General features: G+C 68.8%; 9 protein-coding genes. All 9 read right to left on the bottom strand.

Annotated elements, in window-relative coordinates; all coding sequences use genetic code 11:
• Positions 1–8 precede the first annotated feature (8 nt).
• Complete coding sequence (locus tag AC3WTE_RS11210; RefSeq protein ID WP_492437536.1) at positions 9–2,117, bottom strand: substrate-binding domain-containing protein; 2,109 nt, start codon at positions 2,115–2,117, stop codon at positions 9–11.
• A 98-nt stretch (positions 2,118–2,215) separates the two neighbouring features.
• The gene (locus AC3WTE_RS11205; RefSeq protein WP_492437535.1) at positions 2,216–4,429 is read right to left on the bottom strand and encodes a malate synthase G; all 2,214 of its coding nucleotides are present in this window, start codon (positions 4,427–4,429) and stop codon (positions 2,216–2,218) included.
• Between the two features lie 101 nt (positions 4,430–4,530).
• Positions 4,531–5,886 (bottom strand): alpha/beta hydrolase, encoded by a 1,356-nt coding sequence (locus AC3WTE_RS11200; protein ID WP_492437534.1) that lies wholly within the window; start codon positions 5,884–5,886, stop codon positions 4,531–4,533.
• Positions 5,883–7,211: a lipase gene (locus AC3WTE_RS11195; RefSeq protein ID WP_492437533.1), complete on the bottom strand. Its 1,329-nt coding sequence runs from the start codon at positions 7,209–7,211 to the stop codon at positions 5,883–5,885. Before AC3WTE_RS11195 ends, AC3WTE_RS11200 begins: the two co-directional genes overlap by 4 nt.
• Positions 7,208–8,125: a 3-methyladenine DNA glycosylase gene (locus tag AC3WTE_RS11190; RefSeq protein ID WP_492437532.1), complete on the bottom strand. Its 918-nt coding sequence runs from the start codon at positions 8,123–8,125 to the stop codon at positions 7,208–7,210. Before AC3WTE_RS11190 ends, AC3WTE_RS11195 begins: the two co-directional genes overlap by 4 nt.
• The gene (locus tag AC3WTE_RS11185) at positions 8,103–9,152 is read right to left on the bottom strand and encodes a hemolysin family protein (protein ID WP_492437531.1); all 1,050 of its coding nucleotides are present in this window, start codon (positions 9,150–9,152) and stop codon (positions 8,103–8,105) included. Before AC3WTE_RS11185 ends, AC3WTE_RS11190 begins: the two co-directional genes overlap by 23 nt.
• Positions 9,145–10,506, bottom strand: coding sequence for a hemolysin family protein (locus AC3WTE_RS11180; RefSeq protein WP_492437530.1), 1,362 nt, complete (start codon positions 10,504–10,506; stop codon positions 9,145–9,147). The genes AC3WTE_RS11185 and AC3WTE_RS11180 overlap by 8 nt, the downstream gene beginning before the upstream one ends.
• Before the next feature lie 256 nt (positions 10,507–10,762).
• Complete coding sequence (locus tag AC3WTE_RS11175; RefSeq protein ID WP_492437529.1) at positions 10,763–12,211, bottom strand: GuaB1 family IMP dehydrogenase-related protein; 1,449 nt, start codon at positions 12,209–12,211, stop codon at positions 10,763–10,765.
• 54 nt (positions 12,212–12,265) lie between these two features.
• Positions 12,266–13,732, bottom strand: a complete 1,467-nt coding sequence (gene gnd, locus AC3WTE_RS11170) for an NADP-dependent phosphogluconate dehydrogenase (RefSeq protein WP_492437528.1) — start codon at positions 13,730–13,732, stop codon at positions 12,266–12,268.
• Positions 13,733–13,778 lie beyond the last annotated feature (46 nt).

The raw sequence follows: 13,778 nt of genomic DNA, 5'->3' as shown, positions 1-13,778 counted from the left end.
GCTCGTGGCTAGGGAAGGGCTGCCGCCACCGCGTTGGCCAGTTCGGGGGCCGCGGACGTGGGCACACTGGTGAACGTGCCGCCGGTCAGCTGCGAGACGGCCTGCCAGGTCGAGCCGTCCGAATCGGTCCCGATATCGATGACATTGATGGCCACCGGGCGGCCCGGGTCGAACGCCGACTTGATGTAGTCCTGCAGGCCCTGACCGTCCAGTGACTGGTCGGTGTGCGGGCCCGAGGTGATCAACAGGATCGAATTGGCCTGTCCGTCGACGTATTTCGACATCGCGTCACCGTAGAGCATGCGCATGGTCGTGAACGAGACGTGACCGCCGCCCGAAGAGCTCTGGTTGTTGAGGTTCGAGATCAGCTGCGCCGAATGCGACTGGTCGCTGAGCGGGGCGACCGGAATCTCGGTGCGGCCGGACACGCCGTCGAACGTCCACAGTCCCACCGAGCTGTTCGGCGACATCGCCTTGACCCGGTCCATCAGCGCCGCGGTCACATTGCCGAGCCGGGTCTTGGCGCCGTCGGTGGTCGGCATCGACTGGTCCAGCATGATCGTCACGGCGGCGCCCTTCGAGGTACCGCCGACGGCATTGGCCAGCGTGGCGCGCGTGCCGGTATCGCCGATCGAGAGTGCGTCGGGCAGCGCGCCGAGGTTCAGCACGTCGTTCTTCGGGGGAGTGCCGCCGTTGACGCGGAAGCCGGCCTTGGACAGCTCGGCCAGCTGTTCGGGCTTGCGCAGGAAGTGTTCGAATTCGCTTGCCGCCGTGATTTCCTCGTGCGACAGGCCCTCGCCCTCGAGCAACACGGCCGGGTAGTCGGCGACGGCCGGTGCGCCCGGCGGCAGCCAGGCCGCCAGCTTGCCCTTGGCGTTGTCGGTGTGCTGCGACCGCTGGTAGAGCTGCTGCTCGGTGGTGACGACGGCGTGCACCGGCGCGGTGGCCGGGTCGCTCGCCGAGATCAGCGCATCGAGCGCCGTCGACGCCTTTGAGTCCGTGAGCTTGGGCTGTGCGGCCATCAAGCGGTGCACGGCACCCGCACCGGCGTTGGCCGGTGCACCACCCGCCGCAGCGGAGGCGGTGGCCTCGGCCGCCAGGTAGGTCGCGTCACTGTTCTCGACGGTCGGCAGAGCCAGCCGCAGCGAACCCCAGCCGGGCAGGCCCAGGCCGTCCAACGCCGTCGGCGTCGTCTGGAGCGCCGGCAACGTGCCCCAATTCTGCTGGGCCAGCGCGTCTTTCAGTTGCGGCCGGACAGCCAGCAGTACGGGTGAGGTGGCCAGCGACTTCGCTTCACCGCTGACCACCTGATCGCCGGCACCGGCGATCAGCCGGGCCGCCGACACCGAGCTGGCCGGAATCCACAGCGCCGGGCGCGGTCCCAGGTTCGACGGCCACTTGTTGGCCATTCCGTCGACGACGGAGGTCGGATCGGTCGCCTTGACCTCGACCTTGACGCACTTGTCGCCGATGGGTGCGGCGGTCTGGTTGTACTTGCCGGCCAGCGCGCCCAGCTGATCAGAGATCGACGGATCGGCCAGCACGGGCACGCTGACCGATCCGGACACGCAGCGTGCAGAGGCTTCCCGGCTGCGGTCGGACAGCACGCTGCCGAAGAAACGCCAGAGGATCACGGCGGCGACCACGACCACGACGGTCACGAGCGCTGCGATGACCCCGACACTGACGCCGCGGCGTTTGGTCTGGATGGCCCGGTGGCTGCCGGTCCATTCGCCACCCTCCCAGTCGCCACCGTGCGAACGAACCGAAGCGCGGCGCGGGACGGCCGGGAAGGCCTGGGTGATGCTGTCGGCCCCGGTGAGATCGGGCTGGTCGTCGTCGCCTGGGTAGCCGGCGGGTGACTCGGCATAGTCGGGCTCGTCGGTCTCGTATCGATCGCCGGTACCGGCGGGCGGCGTGGCAGCGGGCGGCCTAGGAGCGGGCGGCATCCCGTGCATCTCGGCCCAGTCATCCGGAACCCGGAAACCCGGCGCGCCGGTGGCGGAGTCGTCGGCTTCCGGAATGTCCGGCGACAACGCGTCGAAGTGTGATGTTTCGTCGTCGCGTGATTCGTCGGCGTTTGATTCGTCGTCGTCGGGAGCTCTGTGCCTACCCATTGGTGTCTGCTCCTGGTGTCGGCGTGCAATCGGCGGACCCGCGTCGTGAGACGTGGGCCCGCCGAATTTTAATCAACGATGATGGGGGAGTTAACCGTTCACGAACCGGCGTGTGCGGCCTTGAACTCCCGCCGGCGCCGATGCAGGATCGGCTCGGTGTAGCCGTTGGGCTGGCTGCAACCTTCCAGAATCAGCTCCTGCGCGGCCTGGAAGGCAATGCTGCCGTCGGGGTCCGGAGCCATCGGCAGGTATGCGGGATCGCCGGCATTCTGCTCGTCGACCACCGCCGCCATGCGGCGCAGGCTGGCCTTCACGTCGTCCTCGGTGATGACGCCGTGCCGCAGCCAGTTGGCCAGCAGCTGGCTGGAGATGCGCAGCGTGGCGCGGTCCTCCATGAGGGCGATGTTGTGGATGTCGGGCACCTTCGAGCAGCCGACGCCCTGGTCGATCCAGCGGACGACGTAGCCCAGGATCGACTGGCAGTTGTTGTCGATCTCCTCGTGGATTTCTTCGGGCGCCCAGGCCAGTTCCTTGGCCAGCGGGATGGTCAGCAGTTCGGTGAGCGTGGTGCGCTTCTTGCCGGCCAGCTCCTCCTGCACGGCGGGCACGTCGACCTGGTGGTAGTGCATGGCGTGCAGGGTGGCGCCGGTGGGCGACGGCACCCACGCGGTGGTGGCGCCCGCCTTGGGCTGACCGATCTTCTGCTCGACCATGTCGGCCATCAGGTCGGTCATGGCCCACATGCCCTTACCGATCTGGGCTCGGCCGGCCAGGCCGCAGGCCAGACCGGTGTCGACGTTGGCGTCCTCGTAGGCCTTGATCCAGGTCTGGGACTTCATGGTGCCCTTGCGGACCATGGGGCCGGCTTCCATCGAGGTGTGGATCTCGTCGCCGGTGCGGTCCAGGAAGCCGGTATTGATGAACACCACGCGGTCGGCGGCGGCCTTGATACTCGCCTTCAGGTTGACGGTCGTGCGGCGCTCCTCGTCCATGATGCCGACCTTGAGAGTGGCCTCCGGCAGGCCGAGGACGTCCTCGACGCGGCTGAACAGCTCGCAGGTGAATCCGACCTCGTCAGGACCGTGCATCTTCGGCTTCACGATGTAAACCGAGCCGGTACGGCTGTTGGTCAGCTCGCCGTTCTCTTCGGTGGACTTCAGGCCGTGCATGGCGATCAGGCCGGTGAACAGTGCGTCCTGGATGCCCTCGGGGATCTCGTTCCCGTCGGCGTCGATGATGGCGTCGTTGGTCATCAGGTGGCCGACATTGCGCACGAACAGCAGGCTGCGGCCGGGCAGCACGAGTTCGCCCTCGCCGTCAGGGGTGGTGAAGACCCGGTCCGGGTTCAGCGTGCGGGTGAAGGTCTTGCCGCCCTTGCTGACCTCTTCGGACAGGTCGCCCTTGTTCAGGCCCAGCCAGTTGCGGTAACCCAGCACCTTGTCGTCGGCGTCGACGGCGGCGACCGAGTCCTCGAAGTCCATGATCGTGGTGATCGCGGACTCCAGCACGACGTCCTTGATGCCGGCCTTGTCGGTCGAGCCGACCGGCGAGGAGGGGTCGACCAGGATTTCGATGTGCAGACCGTGGTGGACCAGCAGCACCGACCACGCCGAGTCACCGAGCTCGCCGGTGTAGCCGACGAACTCCTCGGGGTTGGCCAGGCCGGTCGAGAGGCCGTCGTCAAACGTCACCTTCAGCTGGTGTTCGTCATCGATCTTCAGGCCGGTGATGTCGGCCCACGAACCGGACGCCAGCGGGACGGCCTGGTCCAGGAAGCCCCGGGCGTACGCGATCACCTTGTCGCCGCGCACCTTGTTGTAGCCACCCTTGCCGGCCTCGGCGCCGCCCTCGTCGGAGATGACGTCCGTGCCGTACAGCGCGTCGTACAGCGAGCCCCAGCGGGCGTTGGCCGCGTTGAGCGCGAACCGGGCGTTCAGGATCGGCACCACCAGCTGCGGACCCGCGGTGCTGGTGATCTCTGGGTCGACGCCCGAGGTGGTGATGCAGAACTCCGCCGGCTCGGGCTGCAGGTAGCCGATCTCGGCGAGGAATTCCTGGTACGAGGTCTTGAACTCGTCGGTGTCCACGGGATCGATGACCCGGGCGCGGTGCCACTTGTCGATCTGCGCCTGCAGGTCGTCCCGGCGCGCCAGCAGATCCTGGTTCTTCGGGGTCAGGTCGGTGACGACCTTGTCGACCCCTGCCCAGAAGCTGTCAGGATCGACCCCGGTGCCGGGCAGAGCCTCGTTGGTGATGAAGTCGTGCAGTACGCGGGCAACCCGCAGATTTCCCACCGTCACACGATCAGTCATATTCTTCTTCCTCCTAAGCAGCCCACACGGCGACCATCCACTTTACCCGTGGGTAACCGCAGCTCACCGCCGTGTCGGTCAATGAGAACCCGGTCACACCCTCATTGCGGCGCCGAGCCCGGCAAACCGATCAGCGGGACCCCGGGGGTGAACAGCCGTCCGGCCAGCCACGGCAGGGCCTTCGCGAATACCTCTGCGGCACTGGGGAACGTGTGGTCACCGCTGTGCGGGACCACCGAGCATTCGATACCGGCGGCACTGACCACGGCGCACATATAGGTGGCGACGGCGGTATGGCTCTCCGGATTCGCCGGCGGGTCGATGTCGGGCGCCGGGCCGGCCTGGCCCGGCTGATGGACCACCGGCCCGCTCTCGGACACCGCGAACCAGCCGGCCACGCCGGAGTACGGCCCGTGCCCCCGCACCACGGTTGCCGGATCGAAGTGGGCGAATGCCGCCGCGTCGCCACCGAACAACCGCGCGATGGTCTGGGGCTGTGAACCCGCGTTGGGTCCGACCTGGCCGTCCATGTCGACGAACGTCTGGAACAGCTCGGGGTGCATCACCGTGGTCATCACCGCGCACGTGCCACCGGCGGACCAGCCGACGATGCCCCAGCGCGACGGATCGGGATTCGCCGAGAACGTCGAAGTGACAAATGGCACAACGTCTTTGGTGAGATGATCGGCGGCCATGCCGCGGGGTCCGTTGACGCACTCGGTGTCGTTGCTGAACTGGCCGCTGGTGTCGACGAACACCAGGATCGGTGCGTTGCCGCCATGGGCAGCGGCGAAATCGTCGGCCGTGCGCTTGGCGCCGCCCGCAGTGGGCCAGTCGGCCGGCCAGCCGAACTCGCCGCCCACCATCACCACCACCGGAAACTGCGGCGCGTCGGGGGCGAACCACGCCGGTGGCAGGTAGACCAGCTCGGGGCGCGCGCGGAAGCCTGACGCGCCGGTCGGAATCTGTACCGGCACCAGCAGGCCGTGCTGTGGCCGCTCGCCGCGCCCGCGCATGGCAAGCGCGGTGTCCAGGTCGACCTGGCCGCGCAACTCGGCGCCGGTGGCCCGCTGCCACAGGGCCTCGACGGTCGGCAGGTAACCCGTCCAGGTGTTCACTGCAAGGCCCGCGCAGACCACGCACAACGGCACCACCGCGACGGACAGGGCGCGGCGCCACCAGTGCAGCCCGGGCCACCCCGCGATCGCGACCACGAGGGCGACCCCGGTCAGGACGATCCACACCCACAGCGATACCGGTGCCGGTCCGCCGGCGAGCCCTTGGTCGGAGATGAACCAACCACACGCCAGCGCCAGGACGACACCGGTGCCGACCGCCACCGGCAGCCAGCGCCGGAACCAGCCGGGCGACCGCCGGCCGACGGCGAACACCAGCGCGACCACCGTCACCGCCTGAATGAGCATGGGTAGCCAGCCGCCGAGGAGGCCGATGTTCATCCGGCGTCTCCGGAGTCCGCCGGCGGCGGGGGCGCGGGCCGCTCGGTGGTGGCGGTCACCTGTTCGGTCTCCGAGGTCGACTGCTCGCTGTCGGATTGGTCCCTTGACGAGCTGGCTGTCGACGTCGGTGTCGCGGAAGTCGAGCCGCCGCCGCAGGTGTTGGGCGGCGGAACACCGTTGAATCGGTCGGTGATCCAGCCCAGCGCATCGGCTTCGTCGGGCTGGACGTAGTCGATCACGTCGCCCATGGCACATGCCCGCTCGACAGCGGCGGCGGTCTGTTCGGGCGGCACCAGCCCGTCGGGCGGCCCGGGCGTGATGAGCATCGGCGCGGCCGCCGGAGCTTGCGGAAGCGTGGCCTTACGCAGGTAGCCGCGCAGCGCGTCGGTGGCTGCCGGGGTCGTCGGCCCGAGGTCGTGCGGTCCGAGCGAATCCAGCACCGCGGTCCGGTCGGCCACCGCTGGGCCGCGGCACGATGACAGCGTCGCCCAGTGGTCGCGCGCCGCGCCGCGCCGGTAGTCCTCGATCGGAAATCCGGGGTAGGCCTGCGGCATCACGGCCAGGTACTGCTGCAGCATGAGTTGCTGGTCGTGGTTCAGATTCCCCTCGGCCGAGGCATCGGCCAGCCATTCGAGCGCCGCGGTCGGGGCCAGCGCGACCGCCCCTTGCGGGCGCAGACCGCCGCCGTAGTCGGTGGCCAGTTCGGCGGCCGCCCACGCGGCCTGGCCACCTTGCCCGGTGCCCACTGCGACCCAGTTGGTGGACGCGTCCGGGACCAGTTTGCGCGTCGCCCGGGCCAGGTCGATCAGGTTGAAGCCCTCGGTCGTCGAGTCGAGGTACGGGTGGTAGGTCTCGTTGAGCCCGATCCCCTGGTAGTCGGTGATCGCCACGAGGTAGCCGGCGCCGACCATGAGTCGCACCGTCGGGAGCAGGCCCAGCAGACTGGGGGAGGCCGACGGGGCGCAGTCGGACTGGATGCCGCTGCCCGGGTTGGCCAGCGCGATGATGCGCCAGCCGCCATCGGGGGGCTTGCCCTTGGGCAGGAACACCGAGCCCGTCACCTTGGGGTGGCTGTCGTTGATGCCCGACGTGGAGACGTAGGTGATGCGCGCCGAGATCGCGGTCAGGCCGGCCAACTCGGGGTCGACGGTGGTCAGCGGCTGCGCGGCGACCAGCGTGCCGGGCCCGGCGCCGCTGTAGTCACCCGGCAACACCTGCCCGTTGCGCTGCGCGCTGTGGCCGGACCGGTCGTCGGAGCAGCCGGCGAGGGCCATCGCGGCCACCAGGGCAGCGGCGGCGACCCGAAGCGCGGTGCCGGCCGTCACGGCATGCCTCCATCGGTGTCGTGTTGCAGCAACTTCAGGCACTCGGACAGCAGCGATTCCCGCAGCGGCACAGCGAGATTGGCGATGTCCTGCTGGCGGCGCACGTACTCGGCACGGCCCGCGGGGTCCTCGATGGTGATCGGCTCGACGCCGTATTCACTCAGGTCGTACGGGCTGGCCTGCATGTCGAGGACGCGTGCGTCCGCCGCGAGGTCAAGGCAATCCATCAAAAGATTCGACTCCAGCAAAGGTCCGAGCTTGTAACTCCATTTGTACAAGTCCATATTTGCGTGCACACAACCCGGCTGCTCGGTGGCCACCTGGGCGTGTCGGCTGAGGGCTTCTCCGTTGCGCGGTACGGCCGCCGCGGTGAAGAACCGGTAGGCATCGAAATGCGTGCACCGCAGCGGCATCGACTCGACCACCGTATCGGTGTCCGCGGCGCTCAGGCGCAGCGGCACCTGGGTGTGCCGCACCTCAGGAGCGCGGTACACCATGGCCCATTCGTGCAGGCCGAAACAGTTCAGCCGGGCCGGGCGGCTCGCCGTCGCAGCCAACAGGTCGGCGACGAACGCGACGGTCTCCCGGCGGCCGGCCAGGTACTCGTCCGTCACGGTCACCGCGTCGTCGCGGCGGCCGTAACCGGCCCGGTCGGTGAACCGGAGCGCACCGACTCCGGTCAGGGCGCGGCCGAAACCCGGATGCCAGCGCCGCAATTGGCGCGGCTTGAGGCTGTAGTACGTGAACAGGAAGTCCCACACCGGGTGCGGTTCGCCGGCCCGCATCCGTCGCTCATGCGGCGCCAGGAAGGCGTCGACGCGGTCCAGGTAGCGCTGTTCGCGCGGTGCCCAGTCGCTCTCGTCCAGGACCTCGAGCGGCGCACACACCGTCTCAGACACGGTGGGTGCCGTCACGCACCACGCCCACCAGGTCCTCGACGAGGTCCTCCAGTGCCACCATCGCGGTGACGTAACCATCGGTGGTCACCAGCGACAGGTGACTGTTGTTGCGGCGCAGCCACGACAGCGCGTCGGCGACCGGCAGCGTCGAGGCGACCATGGGCAGCGGGCGCACCATGGACCGGTCCAGCACGGCGTCGTTGTCGTCTATGCACGGCAGCACATCCTTGATGTGCAGGTAGCCGAGGTAGGCGCTGTGCCCGTCGATGACCGGGAACCGCGAGTAGCCGGTGTCGCGCAACGCGTCGGCCACCGCACCCACCGTGGGACCGGTACCCGGCGCGGCGATGGGCACCGCGCGGATGTTCTGCAGCGGTATCGCGACGTCCTTGACCGTCCGCGTCCGGATGTTGAGCGCGCGAGTCAGACGCACGTGTTCCTCGGCGTCGAGCAACCCCTCCGACAGGGACTCGGTCAGCATCTCGGACAGTTCGACCGAGGACACCGTGACGTCGAGTTCGTCCCTCGGTTCCACCCCGAGCAGTCGCAGCGTGCTGTTGGCGCACCAGTTGTAGAAGATGACGAACGGCCGGGCGACGCTCATATAGACCAGGTACGGCGGGATCAGCAGCATCGCGGCCTTCTCCGGCCCGGCGATGGCGATGTTCTTCGGCACCATCTCGCCCAGCAGCACGTGCATCGTCACCACGACGACCAAGGAAACGGCGAATGCCGCGGTGTGCAGCACGGTGGCGGGCACGCCGAGCGCATCGAAGGGTTCACGGAGCAGGTGTGCGACGGCCGGTTCGCCGATGCGACCCAGCAGGATCGAGCAGATGGTGATGCCGAGCTGGGCGCCGGCCAGCATCATCGACAGCCGCTCACCGGCCCGCAGCACGGTGACGGCGCTGCGCTTGCCCTGTTCTGCCAGCGCCTGCAGCCGGTCGCGTCGCGCCGAGATCAGCGCGAACTCGGCACTGACGAAGAAGGCGTTGGCGCCCAGCAGCACCATGGTCAGCAGGATTCCGAGGACGTCATTCATCGCGGGCTCCCGATTCGTCCGGGCCCAGCTGGGTGAGCTCGAGCTGGTCGATGCGCCGGCCGTCCATCCGGATCACCGTGGCCTTCCAGCGCACGGGGTCCAGCTCGGGGTTGTCCGGGTCGAACTCGGCCAGCACGACGGTGTCGCCGACGTCCGGGATGTGCCCGAGCTCCTTGAGCACCAGGCCGCCGATGGTCTCGTAGTCGCCTTCGGGCGCACGGAACGGGGTTTCGGTGTCCACCTCGTCGATCCGCATCAGACCGGACACGAGCCAGCCGTTGCGCACCTCGACGACGTCGGGGGTGGCGTCGTCGTGTTCGTCGCGGACGTCGCCGACGATCTCCTCGATGAGGTCTTCGACGGTGACCATGCCGGCGGTACCGCCGTATTCGTCGACCACGAGGGCGGTCTGGACACCGTTGGCCCGGATCTGGCTCATCACCGCGTCACCGTCGAGCGTCGACGGCACGGTCGGGACGGGCCGCGCCAGTTGCGCCAGCCGGGTGCTGGCCCGCAACTCGACAGGTATTGCGAAGACCTGTTTGACGTGCACGATGCCGACTGTCTCGTCGAGGTCGCCGGCAACGATCGGAAAGCGTGAGAAGCCGGTACGGATGGCCGTCTCGATGAGGTCGGCGACGGTGTCGGTGACCTCCAGCGACTCGATCATGGACCGCGGCGTCATGAGCTCCTCGGCGGTGCGGCCACCGAACTGCAGCGAGCGGTCGATCAATTGGGCGGTCTGCGGGTCCAGCGACCCGCTTTCCGCCGAGTTGCGCACCAGCGCCAGCAGTTCCCGCGCCGACCGGGCCGACCGGAGTTCCTCGGCGGGCTCGACCCCGAGCCGGCGCAGCACCCAGTTGGCGGTGCCGTTGGTCAGCTTGATCACGGGGGAGAACACCAGGGAGAAGAACCACTGGAGCGGCACGGTCGCACGCGCGGTGGGCACCGGCCGCGCCACCGCGAGGTTCTTGGGTACCAGCTCACCGAACACCATCGACACGGAGGTGGCGATCAGCAGAGCCAGGGTCAAGGCCACCGGTTCGGTGAACCGTTCAGGCAGACCGACGGCGTGCAGGGGGCCGCGCAAGAGCCGCGCCACCACGGGTTCGGCCAGGTAACCGGTGATCAGCGTGGTGATCGAGATGCCGATCTGCGCGCCGGACAGCTGGAAGGACAGATTGCGGTGCGCGGTGCGGATGATGCGGTCGCGACCGCCGCCGGCACGGGCGTTGGCGTCGACTGTGCTGCGTTCCAGCGCGGTCAGCGAGAACTCGGCGGCGACGAAGACCGCCGTTCCGAAGGTCAGCAGGATGAACGCGGCCAGGCTCGCGATGGTGAGCGCAGTGCTCATCGTGTACCACCGCTCGGGGCGCCGGGCTGACGGCCCGGCCGGCTACTGGGAGGTTCGGAGTCGACGGACTCGGGGCCCGGCTCGGGGAGCGCGTGATCGGCCTGGCACGCTCCCGCCTGGCTCGGGACGGTCAACGTCCCACCGGGTGCCTGCGGCACGTGCTCCCTTTCGCTGAATCGATATCGACGGCCGACCGATGCTCACTCCGATCGGCGGCTGTACGGCAATGGTAGCTGGTCGGCCGCGTCGGACCTGCTCACCAACCGGTCGGCAGCGGGTGTCCTTCGGCGAATCCCGCGGCTGACTGCACCCCGAGCACCACCTTTTCGTGCAGCTCGGCCAGGTTTGCCGCGCCGACGTAGGTGCACGTGCTGCGGACACCGGAGGTGATGTGATCCAGCAGGTCCTCGACCCCGCCACGCACGGGGTCCAGCTCCATCTTCGACGAGGAGATGCCCTCCTCGAACAAGGCCTTGCGGGCGCGGTCGAAGGCACCGTCGCCGACTGTGCGGGCAGCCACCGCGCGCTTGGACGCCATGCCGAAGCTCTCCTTGTAGACGCGGCCCTCACGGTCGATCAGGAGGTCGCCCGGCGACTCGTACGTGCCGGCGAACCAGGAACCGATCATGACGTTCGAAGCGCCCGCGGCAAGAGCCAGTGCCACATCACGCGGGTGCCGCACCCCACCGTCGGCCCAGACGTGGCCACCGAGTTCCCTTGCTGCCGCTGCACATTCGACGACGGCGGAGAACTGCGGGCGGCCCACCCCGGTCATCATGCGCGTGGTGCACATGGCGCCGGGGCCGACACCGACCTTGACGATGGAGGCACCCGCGTTGATCAGGTCCCGCGTGCCGGCGGCCGACACCACGTTGCCGGCCGCCAGCGGCAGGCCGAGGTTCAGCGCGGCCACCGCGGACAGTGCGTCGAGCATCTTGGACTGGTGCCCATGCGCGGTGTCGATGACCAGGACGTCGACCCCCGCTTCGGCCAGCGCCCGGGCCTTGGCGGCGACGTCGCCGTTGATGCCGACCGCGGCCGCGATCCGGAGCCGGCCTTGCGCGTCGACCGCGGGTGTGTAGATGCCGGTGCGGATGGCGCCCGTGCGGGTCAGCACACCGGCCAGCGAACCGTCGGCGTTGGTCAGGACCGCAACGCCGGTCGGGGAGTGCTCCAACAGGTCGAACACCTTGCGCGGCTCGGTACCCGCGGGCGCGGAGACGAAGTCGGTGGTTGCCACGTCACGGACCCGTGCGAACCGGTCCACACCGGCACAGCCGGCCTCGGTGACCAGGCCGAGCGGGCGCCCCTCCTGGAGAACCACGGCGGCGCCATGGGCCCGCTTGTGCAGCAGGGCGAGGGCATCGGAAACCGAGTCGTCGGGGGCCAGCACCACCGGGGTGTCGACCACCAGGTCCCGGCTCTTCACGAACTCGACGGTGCCCCGGACCACGTCGATGGGCAGGTCCTGCGGCAGTACGACGATGCCGCCGCGGCGCGCCACCGTCTCGGCCATCCGGCGGCCGGCGACCGCCGTCATATTGGCCACCACGATGGGGATGGTGGTGCCCGTGCCGTCGGTTGTGGTCAGATCGACGTCGAAGCGGGAGGTCAGTTCTGAACGTCCCGGTACGACGAAGACGTCGTTGTAGGTCAGGTCGTACGGAGGCTGGTGGCCAGCCGATTCATAACCGAGAAACTGCACGCGTTCAGCCTAGTGGCCCTGCCGGACAATGCCGAGAGAGGTGGACGGCGACTGCTACGCCTCGACCTCGGTGCGGTCGCCGCTCCAGAGGGTGTGGAACTTCTTGCCTTCGGGTGCGTCGGTGCGGCCATAAGTGTGGGCGCCGAAGAAGTCGCGTAGGCCCTGGGTCAGGGCGGCGGGCAGCCGTTCGGTGCGCAGTGCGTCGTAGTAGGACAGCGACGAGGCGAAGCCGGGGACCGGGATGCCGAGCTCGGTGGCCGTCACGACGACACGGCGCCAGCTGTCGATGGCCGACTCGACCGCGGTGCGGAAGTACGGTGCGGCCAGCAGGGTCGCGAGCTCGGGTTCGGCGTCGAAGGCGTCCTTGATGCGGTTGAGGAACTTGGCGCGGATGATGCAGCCGCCGCGCCAGATGGTCGCCAGGTCGCCGGGCGTGACGTTCCAGCCGTACTCGGCGCTGCCGGCCTCGATCTGGTTGAACCCCTGCGCATACGCGACGATCTTCGAGGCGTACAGCGCCTGCCGAACGTCTTCGACGAACTTGGTGGCGTCGCTGGGCGTCTCGCCGAGGTGGCCCGAGGCCATGCCGACGGTCGCGCGGCGTTGGGGCACCGAGCCGGACAGGGCGCGGGCGAACACCGCTTCGGCGATGCCCGTGATCGGGATGCCGAGGTCGAGCGCGGACTTCACGGTCCAGCGGCCGGTGCCCTTCTGCTCGGCCTCGTCGACGATGACGTCGACCAGCGGCTTGCCGGTCTTGGCGTCGACCTGCTTGAGCACTTCGGCGGTGATCTCGATCAGGTAGCTGTCCAGGTCGCCCTTGTTCCACTCGGCGAAGACGTCGGCGATCTCGCCGGCTGCCATGCCCAGGCCGTCGCGCAGCAGCTGGTAGGCCTCGCCGATGAGCTGCATGTCGGAGTACTCGATGCCGTTGTGCACCATCTTGACGAAGTGGCCCGCACCGTCGGGACCGATGTGCGTGCAGCAGGGCACGCCGTCGACATGTGCCGAGATCTCCTCGAGCAGCGGTCCGAGCGAGGTGTAGGACTCGGCCGGCCCACCCGGCATGATCGACGGGCCGTTGAGCGCGCCCTCCTCGCCGCCGGAGATGCCCGCACCGACGAAGTGCAGGCCGCGTTCGCGGATGGCCTTCTCACGGCGGATGGTGTCGGTGTACAGCGCGTTGCCGCCGTCGATGATGATGTCGCCGGGCTCCATGGCGTCGGCCAGTTCGTTGATGACGGCGTCGGTCGGATCGCCGGCCTTGACCATGATCAGCACCCGGCGCGGCTTCTCCAGCGCGTCCAGGAATTCGGCGATGGTCTCGCTACGGACGAACTTGCCCTCGGCGCCGTGCTCGGCGATCAGGGCGTCGGTCTTGGCGACCGATCGGTTGTGCAGGGCGACGGTGTAGCCGTGGCGGGCGAAGTTACGGGCGATGTTCGAGCCCATGACGGCCAGGCCGGTGACCCCGATCTGGGCGGTAGCGGTGGTTGATTCCGGGTTTCCCGACGAGCTCACGGCTGGCCCTTTCGTTGTTTGGTTGTGGCGCAAGGCATTTCGGACC

The sequence above is a fragment of the Mycobacterium sp. FW102-FHT13B02 genome (genome assembly GCF_058790275.1).
The sequence above is the reverse complement of the archived record's forward strand: the minus strand, read 5'-3'. Positions and strand labels throughout refer to the sequence as shown.

Bases quoted from the DNA above. Each gene is read 5' to 3' on its own strand.
- AC3WTE_RS11205 (WP_492437535.1), bottom strand. From the start codon at position 4,429: ATGACTGATCGTGTGACGGTGGGAAATCTGCGGGTTGCCCGCGTACTG.
- AC3WTE_RS11210 (WP_492437536.1), bottom strand. From the start codon at position 2,117: ATGGGTAGGCACAGAGCTCCCGACGACGACGAATCAAACGCCGACGAA.
- AC3WTE_RS11200 (WP_492437534.1), bottom strand. From the start codon at position 5,886: ATGAACATCGGCCTCCTCGGCGGCTGGCTACCCATGCTCATTCAGGCG.
- AC3WTE_RS11185 (WP_492437531.1), bottom strand. From the start codon at position 9,152: ATGAATGACGTCCTCGGAATCCTGCTGACCATGGTGCTGCTGGGCGCC.
- AC3WTE_RS11180 (WP_492437530.1), bottom strand. From the start codon at position 10,506: ATGAGCACTGCGCTCACCATCGCGAGCCTGGCCGCGTTCATCCTGCTG.